Raw genomic sequence first — 15468 nt, 5'->3', positions numbered from 1 at the left:
TGCAGAGGACAGGGCAAAGTGGTACTGGGCCTGGCTCTGTGTTGATATCCGAATTCAGGCCAAAAAAAACCCCGCAAAGCGGGGTTTTTTATCGGTAGTAAAACTTAAGCCTGCGGCTGAGTTACTACGTCTTTGTAACCTTTAACTTCGATCTCTACGCGACGATCTGGACCCAGGCAGTCGATCAGTGCAGCGCGAGCTTTCACGTTGTTACAGGTAGCGCCAGTAACCGGGTTGGATTTACCCATGCCACGTGCGGAGATTTTGCCAGCCGGGATACCTTTAGACACCAAGTAGTCAACAACGGACTGAGCACGTTTCTCAGACAGCTGCTGGTTGTAAGCGTCAGAACCGATACGGTCGGTGTAGCCCAGAACCACTGCGGAACCGTCTTTCGGATCCATGTTGCTCAGCTGGGTGTACAGCTGATCCAGAGCCTGTCGACCTTCTGGTTTCAGGGTAGCTTTATTGAAGTTGAACAGAACGTCAGACTTCAGAGTGAAGTGCTTAGTCGTCACTTCCGGAGCCGGAGCCGGAGCTGGTGCAACAACCGGAGCCGGTGCTTCATCCTGACCGAAACGGTAAGAAACACCCAGGCTCAGCATGCCGTTGTCAGGACGAGTACCAACGGTACCTGCGTCACCGATGTTGTTAACCCACTGGTATTCCAGACGGGTAGCGATGTCACGAGTCACAGCCCACTCTAAACCACCAGCAAATACCGGGGATACGCCAGTGTCGTGTTCGCTGCGGGAAACGCCGGTAGAAGCGTAGTTACCTTTAGAATCTGCACGCCAGACCATACCACCCAGACGGGTGTAGATGTCCAGATCGTCAGTGATCGGGTAACCCAGTTTAGCAGTCAGCTGAACGCCCTGAGCTTTGAAAGCGCCGTTGTCTACGCTGCCTTTATAAGCCATACGGCCCAGCCAGTCGTAACCCATTTCAAAACCGAGGTACGGGTTAACCTGATAACCACCGAACGCACCAGCGCCCAGCTGATCGTTACGGGTCGGGCCATTGTTGTTCTGGAAACCGTTACCGTAGAAACCGGTATCGTGATACTGGGACCAGCCCAGTTTACCACCTGCATACCAGGTGTTATCTTTCGGTGCGGCCTGCGCTACGGTAGCGAAGCCAGCCAGTGCCACTGCAATCGCGATAGCTGTCTTTTTCATTTTTTGCGCCTCATTATCATCCAAAATTCGCCATGAAGTTACAAAAGACCTCACGGTTAAATCCTTCACCCGGGGCGTGACTTGTTGTTAACTATGCTGATACATGCAGCGTAAGCCGATCACCCCTGGCGATGTAAAGTCTACAACTTAGTTCGAAACTTACAAGTGTGAACTCCGTCAGGCATATGAAAAAAAAGGGTTGTGTACACAACATTTAACAAATATGGTTGATTTTCAATCAGCGGATAAAGCCGCGAAACCGCATCAGACAGGCATTCCGCTACAAATCACCCTTTTTCGAAAAGGGTATTGCTGTAAGCAAAAAAAATTCCAGGATTAATCCTAATTTGGCTTAATGGTACAAATTAGAGTGAATTTTTAGCCCGCTGAGTTGTCTCCCTGCCTGGTTCGTATTTCCAACCGGCCGCATGATAAACCCCATTGCGTGACCCTCTTGCGCGGCGATAACCAGGCGTTCATGCTCTTCCGCCGTCAGCTCATCGGCCAGCCAGCCAATCACCACGCTGTAATTCCCTGTGCGCAGCGCACGGATCATCGATTCGACGGTATTGTAAGGGGAGAGCTGATTAATCTGCATAACCTTCGACAGCGGTAATCCGGAAGACTGAACCCATTCGCGACTCAATTTCTGCTTCGGCGTCAGCCAGAGCTGCCAGCGAGACTGCTGGCCGAGTTGCTGCAATAAAGGTAGCAGCAGTAATTGCGTCATCATCGGTTGATCTTCACGGTAGACAATTTCACTGATCAGCCCGCTGGCCGGTTGTTCGGCGACGTCATGTGAGGGGCGACGTACTGAAGCAGAAGTCAGTGATGAACGATTTGCGTAAGCTGAAGTAAACATAGTCTATCCCGCCTGTGGGTTGCTGTATGAATATACAGTATATCCGACAGGGGAAAAGATCAACCTCATTTATCACTTCGTTGGTTGAAAATTGTACATGGTTTTTGTCAATTCCGCGCCAGACCGTTCTGGTGGGGAGTGAGGAAGATCGATTTTTATCGCCAATCGTCACGGCGGCAGCCGTGCGCCAGGTTCATAGGTCGAATCACATCGCGCAGATTTGCCACGTGGATAGCCAAACTATTCACCAGCATTTCAGTAAGCAGGGCTGGCGTATTTATTACTTATATATTGAGTATTTTCGCCCGACTGTTTTCTGAAAGCACCTCGCAAAACGATGATTAAATCTTGAACAGCGTCAAAATCATCTTGCTGCAATATACGAAGTCACTTACTTTCTATATTAACGGATCCGTTCACAAATAATCTTCTATTTACATGATTAACAAAGGAATAATCATGAAGAAAATTTCATCTTTACGGTTCCATCAATTCCAGGAATGTTTATCTCCACTCGGTAAAATAAGCTGTCGCCCGCTCTTTGGCGGCTATAGCCTTGCCATCGACGATACCGTTTTTGCTATGGTCGCCGAGGGCGAAATCTATCTTAAAATTTGTGAGCAGAGCGCGGAATATCGTGTGGTGCATGCCACCCCTCTTTTGACGATGCGGAAAAATGGTCGCCCGGTCTTGCTGAAATATTATCAGGTTGACGAGACTCTCTGGCGTGATAGCAAAACGCTTTTCAATCTATCGGCGTCCTCATTACAAAGCGCACGTAATGAAAAGCGACGACAACGCGCTTCCGGAAGATTAAAAGATCTCCCGAATATCAGTTTTCATATGGAACTGCTGCTAATTAACGCGGGGGTGAGCGATGAAAAAATGCTGCGTCAGTTTGGTGCGGAGAAAGTCTGGCTGAAATTGCGGGAGTCGAACAAAGCGCTCACGTTGAATGTTCTCTATGCGCTGGAAGGGGCGATTGCCGGAGTGCATTCCGCAGCGCTCCCGACGCAGCGGCGTCAGGAGCTTAAGGTATGGGCCGGCACCCAGCACAAAAAAATCGATGCTTACTCGGGTTGAACCGCAACCTGCTTTTGCAATCTGCAGATTTCCGGCAACAGCGCCAGCAGCAGACCAATTTGCTGAAGCACCAGCGGTTCTTTGCTGTCTGCCCGGGGCTCAAGGTGTTGGATCCGGGTCTGCAAACTATTAAGCGCCTGCTGCACCCGCTGTTCGTCGGCGGGCGTGTGGTGCAGCGCATCATCAACGTAGCAGACGGCATCATCAAGCAGGGCCAGAATTTCCGCAGTCGTGAGTTTTTCCCGGTGCGCGCCGAGCGCGGAAATATAGCTGGTAAAGGTATGGTTCAGGCACAGTAAACGGAATGCCGTTTCGCGCATGGCTGCGTTTGCCCGCGGTTCCGTCGACAGGTTCGACACCACAGAAGCCAGTTCACCATCCCGACTATGGGCATCGCGACGGGCAACGCGATAGGCCAGGCGGTTATCGCGCCCCTGGTGATACTGTTCGAGAATGGCATCAAGGTAGCGACAGTTGGCGTTGATAGCCTGATCCAGAACTCGTGGCAGGTTGCGGAACTTCCAGTCTGGCCAGATAAAACTCACGGCCGCCCAGGCGATAGCACAGCCAATCAGGGTATCGAAAATACGCGGTAGCGCGACCTCGAAACCTTCGCCTAGCAGGTTAAAGCACAGCAGAACCAGCAGGGTGATGAACATGGTCGCGTGGGCATACTGGACGTTGCGAAAAGCGAAGAACAGCACGCCGGTCAGGACAATGAGCAAGAGTTGGCCTTCAACCGATGGCACAAGCAGTAATAGCGGCAGGCCGATGGCCACCCCGATCAGGGTACCGATAATCCTCAGCGCGAGCCGATGGCGGGTGGCGTTATAGTTTGGTTGGCAGACAAACAGGCTGGTCAGCAGTATCCAGTAGCCGTGGTTTAACCCGGTAAGCTGGATAAACGCATAGCCGGTACAGAGCACCAACGACATTCTTACCGCATGGCGGAACAGCGCCGATTCTGGCGACATATTGCGGCGCAGCCGCAGCCAAATATCGCTGAAATTGTTCAGACCATCGTCCGCGAGCAGGTTTTCGGTCGCGCTGTTCACCGGGGCGCTGGTTTGCGCCGACTCAATTGTCGCCAGCTGCGCGTCAATCGCGCGGAGATTATTCAGCAGAAAGCCCAGCGCTTTCATCTGTTCTGCCGGCGCGCCGCTGGCGCGTACGCGATCGAGGGCGGCGTCAAGGTGCATAAATGCCCGCTCGAAATGGGCATCGTGCTGGTAAGGTTCGCGTAAAAGAATTGCGCGCGATAGTTTCTGGCATGCCTGCGCCTGCATCGACAGCATGCGCTGGAAGCGGAACATCACATCGCTATAGCGGAAATGATCGCGCAGCGTTTGGTACTGAATGTGCGATGAGCTGGCGCGTTCGTGAATATCCTGAGCCACAAAATAGTATTGCAACGTGCGGCGGGTGCCGCGCTGGCCGCGGTCGCCGCGCAGACGCGTCAGCAGAGAGACCTTGGTCTGATTGAGCGTCGTCACCAGTTGACCATTGGCAATGGCTAAATCATAGAGCGGTGCCTGGCTCTCATCCTCAATATCCGGGTCGAACAGGCGGGATTTAAGTTCCAGGTAATGCGCCAGCTGCTCATAGCTGCGCGCAAGATTATCCTGCAGAGGACGGATCGGGAAAATCAGGTGTCCGCAGAGCGTCAGCAGGTTGTACCAGACCGCACCGGTCAGCAGAAAAAACGGCTGCAGATACCAGCGATCGTAGAGCGTTACGCCCAGCATGGTATAAATGGCGATCAACAAGGCGCCAAATGCGATAGTGGCGTAACGCTGTCCCAGACCGCCGAGCAAAATAAATCCGGTGGTCGATACGGTTAACCCCAGCGCAAACAGCCAGGGCCAGGGGAACAGCAGCTCCACCGAGGCGGAAGCAATAAAGAAACACACTAGCGTGATGGCCAGGTTGCGCAACCGGCCAGCCAGACGATCGTCGAGGTCGGTCAATGCTGCGGCCACCACGCCCAGCGTCAGGGGAATGGTCAGTTTGATTTCGCCAAGCCACCATGGAACGGCGGTTGTGCCGCAGAGTGCGATAAAAATCCTGGCGTTGTACAGCCAGGCGCTGTTCCATGTATAACGGCGTAGCAAGGGGCTAAGCATGGTCGTGTTCCGTCCGGTTACTGAAAGCGACGACGCGCATTCGCTTCACGCGCTGCACGAGCCGTTTCGACAGAAACCACTCTACGTCCCACCGGCCATAATGCAATAGCGGCAATTTTAAAATTGGCAATACCGACCGGGATGCCGATGATAGTCAGGCATTGGGCGATACCGCTGAAAATATGCATCAGGCACAGCCACCAGCCGAAAAAGAGAAACCACAAAATATTCAGAATCGTGCCGCCGGCATTCAGCAGGCTATTTTTGCCTTGCGGTTCAAGTTCATCGACATGAATAGCTTCATTACCGTAAGGCAGCAAGGAGAGACGGGTAATTTCCCAGCATGAGCGGGTTAATGGCAGGGTGAAGATCAGGATGATGCTGACCAGCGTTGCCAGCAGCCATCCCAGCGTGGTGGCGAAACCGCCAAGGATAAAGTTCAAAATATTCAGAATGGTACGCATAAACCCTCAGTTCAGTCCTGGAGATAATAAGACCTGACCATTGTAACGTTTTTTACGCTGGAGCACCTGGTCGCTGGCGGTTAAACTTAAAAACATCCAACCTGATTGAAATTCGGCATGATATGGAACTTAAAGCGACAACATTGGGCAAACGTATGGCACAGCACCCCTACGACCGGGTGCAATTGCTTAACGCGGGAGTAAAAGTTTCGGGTGATAACCATGAGTATCTTATCCCTTTCAATCAGTTATTGTCAGTTCAATGTAAGCGCGGCCTGGTCTGGGGTGAGCTGGAGTTCGTTTTACCGGACAGCAAAGTTGTGCGTTTACACGGTACCGAGTGGAATGAAACGCAGCGTTTTTATCATCATCTGAATACCCTCTGGCAGCAGTGGAGCGTGGAAATGAGCGACATTGCCGCCGGTGTTCTCCGCCAGCAGCTGGAGGAGGTCGCCCGCGCCAGTGCGGAGGGTAAGTGGCTGACCCGGCAGCAGGTGACTGACATTCAGGTGAAGATTCGCCGCGCCTTGACCGGCCTGCCGATGCCGACCAGCCGCCTTGACGCTTTCGACAACTGCCGTGAGCTGTGGCGGCAGTGCCAGGGCTGGCTGGCCAATACGGAAGAGGCCCGGCAGGTACATAATCAGGCTTTTACGGCATCGATGCTCGAGCAGTATCGCGGATTTTTTGCCAGCGTCGAAACCTCGCCACTGAATCCCGCGCAGGCGCGGGCGGTGGTCAACGGCGAGCGCGCTTTGCTGGTGCTGGCCGGTGCCGGAAGCGGCAAAACCTCCGTGCTGGTGGCGCGAGCCGGATGGTTATTAACGCGGGGAGAAGCCGCCGCCGATCAGATTCTGCTGCTGGCATTTGGCCGCCAGGCGGCGCAGGAAATGGATGAACGTATTCGTGAGCGGCTGGGCTCAGAAGAGATAGCGGCGCGTACCTTTCACTCTCTGGCATTACATATTATTCAGCAAGGCAGCAAAAAAGTGCCGACCATCAGCGAGCTGGAGAGCGACAGCGCGGCTCGTCAGACGCTGCTGCTGCAAAACTGGCGCCAGCAGTGTCAGGAGAAAAAAGCGCAGGCTAAGGGATGGCGGCAATGGCTGGAAGAAGAGATGGACTGGCAGGTGCCGGATGGCGAATTCTGGCAGGATAAAAAAATTCAGCGGCGAATGGCCAGTCGCCTCGATCGCTGGGTGAGCCTGATGCGAATGCACGGCGGATCGCAGGCGGAGATGATCGCCGGCGCGCCGGAAGAGGTGCGCGACCTGTTCGGCAAGCGCGTTAAGCTGATGGCGCCGCTGTTGAAGGCATGGAAAACGGCGCTGAAAGACGAGGGCGCGGTCGATTTTTCCGGGCTGATACACCAGGCGATTAATATTCTGGACAAAGGGCGCTTCGTCAGCCCGTGGAAACATATTCTGGTCGACGAGTTTCAGGATATCTCGCCGCAGCGCGCCGCCTTGCTGGCTGCGCTGCGGCGACAGAACACGCAGACGACGTTATTCGCCGTTGGTGATGACTGGCAGGCTATCTATCGCTTTAGCGGGGCACAGCTCTCTTTGACCACCGCATTTAATCACTATTTTGGCGAAGGCGATTGCTGCGCGCTGGATACCACCTACCGGTTTAACGGGCGTATTGGTGAAGTAGCGAACGGCTTTATACAACAAAATCCGCATCAGCTGAGCAAACCATTGAACAGCCTGACGGCCGGAGACAAGAAAGCCGTGACGCTGCTGGCGGACGATAAGCTCGACGATCTCCTCGATAAGCTCAGCGGCTATGCGAAACCGGAGCAGCGGATTTTATTGCTGGCGCGCTATCATCATTTGAAACCCGAGGCGCTGGAAAAAGCGGCGACGCGCTGGCCGCATCTGCAGCTCGATTTTATGACCATTCATGCCAGTAAGGGCCAGCAGGCGGATTATGTTATTGTGCTGGGGCTGCAGGATGGCGATGATGCGTTTCCGGCCCCGGCGCGTGAATCCATTATGGAGCAGGCGCTGCTGCCGCAGCCGGAGGATTTTCCGGATGCGGAAGAGCGGCGGTTGCTCTATGTCGCTATCACGCGCGCGCGGCTTCGCGTCTGGTTATTGTTCAACAAAGCGCGGCCTTCGCCGTTTGTCGGCATGTTAGAAGAATTGGCTGTGCCGGTGGCGAGAAAACCGTAAGTGCCGGCGGGTGGGCCGCCGGCCGGAATTACTTCAGACGGTCGGCGAGGTAACGTTGATAATCCGGGATCAGAATATCGAGAGGTTCGCCGAAGGTCGGCGACAGAATGATAAAGTCGGCCGTTGAGGCATTGGTGGCGACAGGGATGTTCCACACCGTCGCCAGGCGCAGCAGCGCCTTGACGTCCGGGTCATGCGGTACGGCGTTGAGCGGATCCCAGAAGAAAATCAGCACATCGATTTTACCTTCCGCGATTAGCGCGCCGACCTGCTGATCGCCACCCATCGGTCCGCTCAGCATCGCGTTAACCTCCAGCCCGGTTGCGCGGGAGATAAGGTTACCGGTAGTGCCGGTTGCATAGAGTTCATGCTGGGCCAGCAGCGTCTGGTGGCGCGCAACCCATTTCATCAGCATATCTTTACAGTGATCGTGAGCAACCAGCGCGATATGTTTGCGTGCGGGTAACGTACGTGTCGTCAGTTCCATATTTTCATTCCACATTTTGACCTGCAGACAGATTACTGGAAGTGATTGCTGCTGCAAGCATCCGGGTGAAAATTTTTGACGCATCCGTAAGTCAGGATGAATGGCTCGTTCGTTCTGATTAACATACACTTGGGCTAAAGAGTGGAGGATAAAATGAAAGAGAACGATATCGCAGGCATTCTCACCTCAACCCAGACGATTGCGCTGGTCGGGGCGAGCGACAAACCGGATCGCCCGAGTTATCGGGTGATGAAATACCTTCTTGAACAGGGGTATCACGTTATTCCTGTGTCGCCGAAAGTCGCGGGCACCACGCTGATGGGGCAGAAAGGCTACGCGACCCTTGGCGATGTGCCGGAAAAAGTGGATATGGTCGATGTCTTCCGCAACTCCGATGCGGCGCTGGCCGTTGCTCAGGAAGCCATCGCCATTGGGGCGAAAACGCTGTGGTTGCAGCTGGGAGTGATTAACGAACAGGCGGCGGTCCTGGCGCGCGAGGCTGGGCTGAATGTGGTGATGGATCGCTGCCCGGCGATTGAAATACCGCGCTTAGGGCTGGCGAAGTAAATAAGAAACCCCGCGATAGCGCGGGGTTTCTTGACATCAGTTACGTAGCCGCGGGGCCTGCAACTGTCGGCGAATCGTTCTGGCCAGCTCGTCCATCGACGGCTGTTCCGGATGTTCATCGCTGGCTTCACTGCTCAGCTGCGCTTCCGCAAGATAGGTGTGGATCGGCTGACCGTCCTCATCTTCCATGACCACATGATACCAGGGCGCTGCGCGCAGTTCGTCATTGGCCGCAATTTCATCCTCTTCCGGCTCGGCGAGCGAGTAGACGGGATCGATATCAACAACCACGCCGAGGTAGCCCAATAGCGTATGGCGTACCTGCTGGCCGATACCGAATTTGCTGGCAATCATAGGCACCTCCTGGGAAACGTTATTACCTGCTATATGCGGGCAATGTTCCGCTTTTCAAGTTACATGATGCGACAGGCAAACCCTTTCAGATACAGCCCTTCCGGGTAGGTTGCAATCACCGGGTGATCGGCAGCCTGACGGAACTGTTCTATAAATTGTACATCACGTCCGGCATCAATTGCGGCATCGGCAATGATTTTCTGAAATAAATCGGTCGCCATCAAACCTGAGCAGGAGAAGGTCAGCAGGATCCCGCCGGGATTTAACAGCTGAATCGCCAACATATTGATATCTTTATAGCCACGGCAGGCGCCCATCAGCTGGTTTTTGTTCTCAACGAACTTCGGCGGATCCATGACGATAACGTCAAATTTCTCCCCCTGATCGCGATATTTACGCAGCAGTTTAAAGACGTCGTCACGAACAAATTCCGCTCTGGAAAGATCCAGCTTATTCAGCTCAACGTTTTGTTTCGCAACGTCCAGCGCCTCCTGGGAGGTATCGACGCTGATAACCTGACGGCAGCCGCCCATCAGGGCGGAAACCGCGAAACCGCCGGTGTAGGAGAAACAGTTCAGAACGCGCTTGTCGGAGACATAGCGGCGGGTTGCCAGACGGCTATCGCGCTGGTCGAGATAGTAACCGGTTTTGTGGCCGCCCTGAATGTCGACCAGCAGCTGCATACCGTGCTCGGTAATCGGCAGCAGGGCCGGCGGCAGTTCGCCGACAACCGGACCCTGCGCCAGCTCCAGCCCCTCTTTTTTACGCACCGCGACGTCGCTGCGATCGTAGATAGAGCAGTTCGGGAACAGCGTTTGCAACGCGCTGACGATGGCGGCACGCTGGTATTCAGCACCGGCGCTCAGCAGCTGCAGTACGAAGAAGTGACCAAAGCGATCGATGGTCACGCCCGGCAGACCGTCGGATTCGCCGGCGATCAACCGATAGCTGTCAAGGCCATCGCGGGCTGCCAGCCATTCGCGCCAGCTCTGCGCCTGCTGCAGACGACGCTCGAAAAAGGCGTTATCGATAGCTTCATTGCGATCGAAGCTCCAGACGCGGGCGCGGATCTGCGAAGAGGGCGAATATGCGCCGCGGGCCAGCCATTTTCCCTGTGAATCAACGATATCGATGGTTTCACCGGAACGAGCTTTACCTTCCATCCGGGCGACGGCGCCGGAGAAAATCCACGGATGGCGACGCAGCAGGGATTTCTCGCGTCCTTTAGTCAACACTAAGCGGGGGAAAATGGAATCTGTCATGGAGCTACCTTTAAGCAACGGGAATATCGGCACCGAAAAATGGCGCGTAGGTTAGCACAAGTGACCGACGCAAGCATCATTCCACCTGCGCCGTCAGATGAGCGTTTCGGCACAAAACGCAGGCGCTTTGGCACAATAAAAACCTTCCCGCGATCTTACAGTGATTCCTCACCCAACGGAGGAAAATACGATGAAAACAGGAACCGAGTTAGCAGCCATTTTGATGGCGGTTATCAGTACCAGCGCGGCAGCAGCGCCATTTCGCGTCACCAGCAGCGATATGCGCGAAGGCGAGAGCCTGGCGGTATCGCAACAGTTTAACGGTTTTGGGTGCAGCGGGGGGAATGTCTCGCCCCAGTTGACCTGGGAACATGCGCCGACGGGCACCCGCAGTTTTGCGGTGACCGCCTACGACCCGGATGCCCCCAGCGGTAGCGGGTGGTGGCACTGGACGGTTGTGAATATACCGTCGACGGTTTCCAGCCTGGCGACTGGTGCCGGAGATAAAAATAACGCTAAACTGCCTGCAGGCGCCGTGCAGGGGCGAAATGATTTCGGTTATGCGGGGTTTGGCGGAGCCTGCCCTCCGCCGGGCGATAAGCCTCATCATTATCACTTTACGGTATGGGCGCTGAATACGCCGTCGTTACCGATTGATGCCCAGGCCAGCGGCGCGTTGGTGGGCTTTATGCTGCGCAGCCACGCTATCGCCAGCGCGCAGCTGACGGCCATGTCAGGACGCTAAACGACGGACAGAGAGCTCAAATGCGCAATATTCACTTTCAGCATAATGCGTTATCGGCGGCGGAAATCACCTCCCGGCGATTATACAAACTGCATCGCGTCAGGCTTTTTTCGCCGGCGCTGTGCCGGGTCAATCGCGGAAGTAAAATCATCGTGCAGGGGACTAGTCAAATGCAGGCCACCCCGCAGCAGCTGATTATTTTGCCCGCCGACGTTGAGCTTGAGGTCATTAATCAGCCGGACAATGGGTTATTTTGTTCCGACCTGCTGTCATTGACCGCAGACCTGCTCGCGGATTTTAAAGCGCGCTATATGAGCGAGCCGCCTCCCGGCCGGCTGACGTCATTATGCGCGCCGATGACCCCTGAACTGTCGTTTATGTGGCAGAACGTGTTGCAAGCGGTGCGAGGGGGACTCTCGACGGAGCTGCAGCATCACCAGACGATGGGGCTGCTGCTGGCGTTGCAGCAGGCGGGATATGCCGGGCCGCTGCTGAACGAAAGACAGCAGGATCTGACCGCTCAGGTTCGGCAAATTATCATGCTGTCGCCGGCGGAAGCGTGGAGCGTTCCTCGGGTGGCAAAGATGTTGTTTGTGGGAGAATCGACGCTGCGCCGCCGTTTACAGCAGGAATCGCAAAGCTTTCGCCTGATTGTTGAGGAGGTGCGCATGGCGTACGCCTTAGGCCAACTGCAGTCAACTTCGCTGCCCATCGGCGAGATAGCGCTCAACAGCGGCTATCAGTCAGGGTCACGCTTTACCGCGCGTTTTCGTCAGCACTATGGCCTGTTGCCGAAGCATGTACGCTGACGAGAATTTGCTATTCTCTGCATCAGGGCAGGGCAAAAAAGGGGCGTAACGATGGCGACAATCTGCACAATGGCATGGGTGTATGGATCGGTTCAGGGCGTGGGGTTTCGCTACTCGACGCAGCGGGAGGCGCTACGCCTGGGGCTGGCGGGCTATGCCCGTAATCTTGATGATGGCAGCGTGGAGGTGCTGGCCTGCGGGGAAGACGAGCAGGTGGCGGCACTTATCGCCTGGCTGAAAGCCGGCGGGCCGCGCAGCGCGCGGGTTGACCGGGTGAATACCGAGCCTCATCAACCCACCAGAGAATGGCAAAAATTTGCCATTCTCTATTAGATACACTTCACCGGTTTAGGCAGGCCGGCAATTTTTGTCGCCTGTTTGGCTGGCCCTTTCGGGAACAGGCGGTAGAGATAGCGGCTGTTGCCTTTCTCTTCGCCAAACTTATTCGCCATCGCCTTGACTAACATGCGAATGGCGGGCGAGGTGTTGAACTCCAGATAAAATTCGCGTACAAAGCGCACCACTTCCCAGTGTTCAACGGCAAGGGTAATGCCTTCCTGTGCGGCGATAACTTCCGCCATGGCTTCGTTCCACTGCGTCGTCTCTTTCAGATAGCCGTCGCTATCGGTCTCAATTTCGTTGCCTTCAAAGATAAACATAATTCTTCACATACCGTCCAGACTGGCCGCAGTGTAGCAAAAAATAAGGCCCCGCATAAGCGGGGCCTGAGCACAGCGTCGGCAGAGGTTAGTCCCGGCTTGCGAAGCCAAGGATGCTCAGCAGGCTGACGAAGATGTTGTACAGCGACACGTACAGGCTGACGGTAGCGCGGATATAGTTGGTCTCACCGCCGCGGATGATATTGCTGGTTTCAAACAGGATTGCGCCTGAAGAAATCAGGATAAACACCGCGCTGATGGCCAGGTGCAGAGCCGGCAGCTGCAGGAAGATGTTAGCCACCATACCGATCAGCACCACCACTACGCCTGCCATCAGCATACCGCCGAGGAAGGACATGTCTTTACGAGTGGTCAGCACATAGGCCGAGCAGCAGAAGAAGACCAGTGCGGTACCGCCCAGCGCCAGACCAATCAGGTCACCCATGCCCGCAGACAGATAGGCGTTGAGCATTGGCCCAAGGATATAACCCAGGAAGCCGGTGAAAGCGAAGGCCGCCAGAATACCCGTCGGCTTATTGGCCAGTTTATAGGTCAGGAACATCAGACCATACATCCCCACCAGCGTCAGAATCAGCCCTGGAGAAGGCAGCATCAGCACCGTGCTGGCCGTTGCCGTAATGGCGGAAAATGCCAGCGTCAGACTGAGGAGGAAATAGGTGTTCCGCAGAACTTTATGCGTACTGAGCAGCGATGAACGGTCACGCGACGACGTAATAATACGATCCATGAGTCACTCTCTTATGACAGATGTAATTAATAATGAAGCATAAAAAAACCACGACGGAAGCCATAGTGCTTTTACCCATCTTTACTTAGACCCCCGAGGCAATCATGCAGCATATTATGCTAATAAATGATGAAAAGGTGGTGTGTTTGTGTGTTTGGTTTCAGGAACCCGATCGGAATCTGATAGGTTACTGAAAGATATTGCGTTATTGCTGTTCTGTGGCTAAGTGTGGAGAGGGTACAAACGAAGCATAATAAAGGCAAGGGATATGAAATCACAAAAATACAATCACATCACGCAGGCTTTGCTGGCTCTCGGTTTACTCTGCACGACGGCCACGGTATTTGCCGCTCAGGTTCCCCCGGGGACGGTGCTGGCAGAGAAGCAGGAGCTGGTGAGAAATAACGGCAGCGAGCCGGCATCTCTGGATCCGCATAAGGTCGAGAGTGACGTTGAGTTTAATATTATCAGCGATCTTTTCGAGGGGCTGGTCAGCGTCTCACCGGCAGGTGAAATACAGCCGCGGCTGGCGGAAAAGTGGGAAAATAAAGAGAACACCGTCTGGACCTTTCATTTACGTCCGGGCATGACCTGGTCTGACGGGACCGCCATTACCGCGCAGGATATTGTCTGGAGCTGGCAGCGTCTGGTCTCTCCTCTGACGGCATCACCTTATTCCAGCTACCCGGGCAATATGCATATTGTCAACGCGCAGGAGATTGCCGAGGGGAAAAAAGCGCCGGAGACGCTAGGCGTGAAAGCGGTTGATGATGCGACGCTGGAAGTTAGATTAACGCAGCCGAACGCGGCGTTTTTAGCGATGCTGGCGCACCCTTCGCTGGTTCCGATTGATAAAGTGCTGGTAAACCGCTTTGGCGAACAGTGGACCAAACCGGAGCATATCGTGACCAGCGGTCCGTATAAGCTGTCCGCGTGGGTCGTGAACGAGCGCATCGTGGCCGAACGTAACCCGCGTTATTGGGACAATGAGCATACGGTCATCAATGAAGTGACCTGGCTGCCGATTCATTCAGAAGCGGCGGACGTTAACCGTTATAAAGCGGGTGAAATCGACATTGTTTATACGCTGCCGATTAACCAGTTCGCGCAGCTTAAAAAGACCATGGGCGATCAGCTGAACGTGGCGCCGCAGCTGGCGACCTATTATTACGAATTCAACACCACCCGGCCGCCATTTAACGATCCGCGTGTCCGGCTGGCGCTGAACATGGCGCTGGATAAAGACATCATTGCGGAAAAAGTACTGGGGCAGGGACAACGCCCGGCCTGGCTGATTAGCCAGCCTGATATTGGCGGCGTAAAACTGCAAAATCCGGAATACGCCAGCTGGCCGCGCGAGAAACGCATTGCCGAAGCCAAAAAACTGCTGAGCGAAGCGGGGTACTCGGATAGTCACCCGCTGGTGTTTAATCTGCTGTACAACACCTCGGAATCACACCAGCGCGTGGCGATCGCCGCCAGTTCGATGTGGAAGAAAAACCTCGGTGTGGAGGCGAAGCTGCAAAACCAGGAGTGGAAGACGATGCTCGACACCATGCACACGCACAATTTTGACGCGGTGCGCTATGCGTGGATTGCCGACTATGACGATGCCGCTACTTTCCTGAATAACTTCCGCACCGGCGATAGTGAGAATACCAGCCAGTACAGTAATCCTGCCTATGACGAAGCCTTACAGAATGCCGCCAAAGCGTCGGATGTGGTGGCACGCGGCAAGTACTACCAGCAGGCGGAGGATCTTTTGGCGAAAGAGGTGCCAGCGGTTCCGGTTTATCACTATGTTCGCACGCACCTGGTGAAGCCGTGGGTGGGGGGATTTACGCCTGATAAGCTGGGGTACTATTTCACTAAAGATATGTACATCAAAAAACATTAACCACAGCCAGCCCGACTGACGTTGATTTTTTGCGCGAACTGACTGAATTTCAG

General features: G+C 54.6%; 16 protein-coding genes. 7 read left to right on the top strand and 9 right to left on the bottom strand.

The window, feature by feature from the left end:
• Window positions 1-104: 104 nt before the first annotated feature.
• Window positions 105-1178 (bottom strand): porin OmpA, encoded by a 1074-nt coding sequence (gene ompA, locus Electrica_RS16520; RefSeq protein WP_100685640.1) that lies wholly within the window; start codon window positions 1176-1178, stop codon window positions 105-107.
• Window positions 1179-1530: 352 nt separating this feature from the next.
• On the bottom strand, window positions 1531-2040 hold the full coding sequence (gene sulA, locus Electrica_RS16515; RefSeq protein WP_100685619.1) for an SOS-induced cell division inhibitor SulA: 510 nt from the start codon (window positions 2038-2040) through the stop codon (window positions 1531-1533).
• 459 nt (window positions 2041-2499) lie between these two features.
• Between sulA and Electrica_RS16510 the strand changes: the two genes are divergently transcribed.
• On the top strand, window positions 2500-3123 hold the full coding sequence (locus Electrica_RS16510; protein WP_100685620.1) for a TfoX/Sxy family DNA transformation protein: 624 nt from the start codon (window positions 2500-2502) through the stop codon (window positions 3121-3123).
• Here the strand turns inward: Electrica_RS16510 and yccS are convergent.
• Window positions 3111-5246: a YccS family putative transporter gene (yccS, locus tag Electrica_RS16505; protein WP_100685621.1), complete on the bottom strand. Its 2136-nt coding sequence runs from the start codon at window positions 5244-5246 to the stop codon at window positions 3111-3113. The two genes, Electrica_RS16510 and yccS, sit on opposite strands and share 13 nt — an antisense overlap.
• Before the next feature lie 17 nt (window positions 5247-5263).
• Window positions 5264-5710, bottom strand: coding sequence for a YccF domain-containing protein (locus Electrica_RS16500; protein ID WP_100685622.1), 447 nt, complete (start codon window positions 5708-5710; stop codon window positions 5264-5266).
• A 122-nt stretch (window positions 5711-5832) separates the two neighbouring features.
• Between Electrica_RS16500 and helD the strand changes: the two genes are divergently transcribed.
• Entirely contained in the window at window positions 5833-7887 is a 2055-nt protein-coding gene (gene helD, locus Electrica_RS16495; RefSeq protein ID WP_131048349.1) for a DNA helicase IV, read from the top strand.
• Window positions 7888-7915: 28 nt separating this feature from the next.
• Here helD and mgsA read toward each other — a convergent pair whose 3' ends face one another.
• Window positions 7916-8374, bottom strand: a complete 459-nt coding sequence (gene mgsA / locus Electrica_RS16490; RefSeq protein WP_141964982.1) for a methylglyoxal synthase — start codon at window positions 8372-8374, stop codon at window positions 7916-7918.
• A gap of 153 nt (window positions 8375-8527) precedes the next feature.
• Between mgsA and Electrica_RS16485 the strand changes: the two genes are divergently transcribed.
• The gene (locus Electrica_RS16485) at window positions 8528-8941 is read left to right on the top strand and encodes a CoA-binding protein (RefSeq protein ID WP_004860175.1); all 414 of its coding nucleotides are present in this window, start codon (window positions 8528-8530) and stop codon (window positions 8939-8941) included.
• A gap of 36 nt (window positions 8942-8977) precedes the next feature.
• Here the strand turns inward: Electrica_RS16485 and hspQ are convergent, their stop codons facing one another.
• Both hspQ and rlmI read right to left on the bottom strand, forming a co-directional pair.
• The gene (gene hspQ, locus Electrica_RS16480; protein ID WP_100685624.1) at window positions 8978-9295 is read right to left on the bottom strand and encodes a heat shock protein HspQ; all 318 of its coding nucleotides are present in this window, start codon (window positions 9293-9295) and stop codon (window positions 8978-8980) included.
• Between the two features lie 59 nt (window positions 9296-9354).
• The gene (gene rlmI / locus Electrica_RS16475) at window positions 9355-10557 is read right to left on the bottom strand and encodes a 23S rRNA (cytosine(1962)-C(5))-methyltransferase RlmI (RefSeq protein ID WP_141964981.1); all 1203 of its coding nucleotides are present in this window, start codon (window positions 10555-10557) and stop codon (window positions 9355-9357) included.
• Between the two features lie 190 nt (window positions 10558-10747).
• On the opposite strand from rlmI, the gene Electrica_RS16470 reads away from it, so the two are divergent.
• From Electrica_RS16470 to yccX, 3 genes are read left to right on the top strand one after another with little or no spacing between them, the layout of a single operon-like run.
• On the top strand, window positions 10748-11302 hold the full coding sequence (locus Electrica_RS16470) for a kinase inhibitor (RefSeq protein ID WP_141964980.1): 555 nt from the start codon (window positions 10748-10750) through the stop codon (window positions 11300-11302).
• Between the two features lie 20 nt (window positions 11303-11322).
• A complete protein-coding gene (locus Electrica_RS16465) occupies window positions 11323-12111 on the top strand; it encodes an AraC family transcriptional regulator (protein WP_131048354.1) in 789 nt (262 codons plus the stop codon).
• A gap of 51 nt (window positions 12112-12162) precedes the next feature.
• Window positions 12163-12444, top strand: coding sequence for an acylphosphatase (gene yccX, locus Electrica_RS16460; RefSeq protein ID WP_100685628.1), 282 nt, complete (start codon window positions 12163-12165; stop codon window positions 12442-12444).
• Here yccX and tusE read toward each other — a convergent pair.
• On the bottom strand, window positions 12441-12770 hold the full coding sequence (gene tusE / locus Electrica_RS16455) for a sulfurtransferase TusE (protein ID WP_100685629.1): 330 nt from the start codon (window positions 12768-12770) through the stop codon (window positions 12441-12443). The genes yccX and tusE overlap by 4 nt on opposite strands.
• Window positions 12771-12858: 88 nt before the next feature.
• A complete protein-coding gene (gene yccA / locus Electrica_RS16450) occupies window positions 12859-13518 on the bottom strand; it encodes an FtsH protease modulator YccA (protein ID WP_004860189.1) in 660 nt (219 codons plus the stop codon).
• 268 nt (window positions 13519-13786) lie between these two features.
• On the opposite strand from yccA, the gene Electrica_RS16445 reads away from it, so the two are divergent.
• The gene (locus Electrica_RS16445; protein ID WP_141964979.1) at window positions 13787-15415 is read left to right on the top strand and encodes an ABC transporter substrate-binding protein; all 1629 of its coding nucleotides are present in this window, start codon (window positions 13787-13789) and stop codon (window positions 15413-15415) included.
• The last annotated feature ends 53 nt before the right edge of the window (window positions 15416-15468 follow it).

Source organism: Klebsiella electrica (assembly GCF_006711645.1).
In the GTDB taxonomy this organism is placed as follows: Bacteria; Pseudomonadota; Gammaproteobacteria; order Enterobacterales; family Enterobacteriaceae; genus Klebsiella; species Klebsiella electrica.
This window is presented reverse-complemented; position numbering and strand designations above follow the sequence as displayed.

Coding starts and splice junctions, on each gene's coding strand:
- ompA (WP_100685640.1), bottom strand. CDS start 1,178: ATGAAAAAGACAGCTATCGCGATTGCAGTGGCACTGGCTGGCTTCGCT.
- sulA (WP_100685619.1), bottom strand. CDS start 2,040: ATGTTTACTTCAGCTTACGCAAATCGTTCATCACTGACTTCTGCTTCA.
- Electrica_RS16510 (WP_100685620.1), top strand. CDS start 2,500: ATGAAGAAAATTTCATCTTTACGGTTCCATCAATTCCAGGAATGTTTA.
- yccS (WP_100685621.1), bottom strand. CDS start 5,246: ATGCTTAGCCCCTTGCTACGCCGTTATACATGGAACAGCGCCTGGCTG.
- Electrica_RS16500 (WP_100685622.1), bottom strand. CDS start 5,710: ATGCGTACCATTCTGAATATTTTGAACTTTATCCTTGGCGGTTTCGCC.
- helD (WP_131048349.1), top strand. CDS start 5,833: ATGGAACTTAAAGCGACAACATTGGGCAAACGTATGGCACAGCACCCC.
- mgsA (WP_141964982.1), bottom strand. CDS start 8,374: ATGGAACTGACGACACGTACGTTACCCGCACGCAAACATATCGCGCTG.
- Electrica_RS16485 (WP_004860175.1), top strand. CDS start 8,528: ATGAAAGAGAACGATATCGCAGGCATTCTCACCTCAACCCAGACGATT.
- hspQ (WP_100685624.1), bottom strand. CDS start 9,295: ATGATTGCCAGCAAATTCGGTATCGGCCAGCAGGTACGCCATACGCTA.
- rlmI (WP_141964981.1), bottom strand. CDS start 10,557: ATGACAGATTCCATTTTCCCCCGCTTAGTGTTGACTAAAGGACGCGAG.
- Electrica_RS16470 (WP_141964980.1), top strand. CDS start 10,748: ATGAAAACAGGAACCGAGTTAGCAGCCATTTTGATGGCGGTTATCAGT.
- Electrica_RS16465 (WP_131048354.1), top strand. CDS start 11,323: ATGCGCAATATTCACTTTCAGCATAATGCGTTATCGGCGGCGGAAATC.
- yccX (WP_100685628.1), top strand. CDS start 12,163: ATGGCGACAATCTGCACAATGGCATGGGTGTATGGATCGGTTCAGGGC.
- tusE (WP_100685629.1), bottom strand. CDS start 12,770: ATGTTTATCTTTGAAGGCAACGAAATTGAGACCGATAGCGACGGCTAT.
- yccA (WP_004860189.1), bottom strand. CDS start 13,518: ATGGATCGTATTATTACGTCGTCGCGTGACCGTTCATCGCTGCTCAGT.
- Electrica_RS16445 (WP_141964979.1), top strand. CDS start 13,787: ATGAAATCACAAAAATACAATCACATCACGCAGGCTTTGCTGGCTCTC.